Source organism: Bacillus sp. LR--39, from assembly GCF_053613335.1.
Map to the genome: position 1 here is coordinate 1 of NZ_JBSIOT010000276.1, position 1155 is coordinate 1155.

General features: G+C 45.7%; 2 protein-coding genes. Both read left to right on the forward strand.

Features of this window, described 5'->3' with window-relative positions:
• Positions 1-713 (forward strand): ABC transporter permease (locus ACWHAR_RS22465; RefSeq protein WP_452087877.1); only part of this gene is annotated, 713 nt, incomplete at its 5' end.
• Between the two features lie 15 nt (positions 714-728).
• On the forward strand, positions 729-1155 hold a 427-nt coding region (locus ACWHAR_RS22470), incomplete at its 3' end, for an ATP-binding cassette domain-containing protein (RefSeq protein WP_452087878.1).

Here is a 1155-nt window from a genome sequence, read left to right on the forward strand (position 1 = left end):
ATACGCCTTACACAGCAACAGCGGCGCTGAAAGGCGACGACTATAAAAATACGATTGACTCAGCTGTTTACTATATGGACGACGCGAAAAATATGGATGCTTTCGTAAAAGCAGCGAAGAAAACATCAATAGACTTCGATACGTACACACTGAATACAAACGATCAGCTTTACCAGCAAATAGTCGGACCGATTGAAAATGTGGCTTCTTTCTCTAAAAACGTGGTGTATCTTGTATCAGTGGCAGGCGCCGTCATTCTTGGCCTGATTGTCATGATGTCAATCAGGGAGCGCAAATACGAAATGGGCGTGTTAATGGCCATCGGTGAAAAACGATGGAAATTGATTGGACAGTTCTTGACTGAGATTCTGATTGTGGCCGTTATCGCTATCGGCCTTGCATCTGTGACGGGAAATCTCGTCGCAAATCAGCTTGGAAATCAGCTTTTATCCCAGCAAATCAGTTCATCAACCGATTCAACGCAAACCGCAAGCGGACAAATGCCCGGCGGCGGTGGCGGCATGGGCGGCGGAATGTTCGGCCACAGTTCATCAAACGTGGACGTTATCGATTCACTGAACGTCGCGGTTTCTATGAACGACATGCTTATTCTGGGCGGGATCGGCATCCTAATCGCAATCATTGCAACATTGCTGCCGTCAATTTCAGTACTGCGGCTTCATCCGAAAACGATATTGACAAAACAGGAATAGAAAGAGGCGGAACCTATGAGCTTATTAGAATTTCAACAAGTCGGCTACTGGTATAAAGACAAAAGCCAGCCATTGTTTCAGGATATTAACATCAGCTTTCAAAAAGGAAAATTCTACACAATCGTCGGCACATCAGGGACGGGGAAAACCACTTTCCTGTCTCTGGCAGGCGGACTTGACGCACCAAAAGAAGGAAACATCCTTTACGACGGAAAAGCGGTTTCTAAAATCGGCTTAACCAATTTCAGAAATCAATATGTATCAATCGTCTTTCAGGCGTACAACCTGCTCCCGTATATGACGGCTTTGCAGAACGTCACAACCGCTATGGAAATCACAGGATCTAAAGAAAAGAACAAAGAATCATATGCGCTTGACATGCTGCAGAAGGTTGGCATCAACGAAAAACAAGCCCGGCAAAAAGTGCTCACACTGAGCGGCG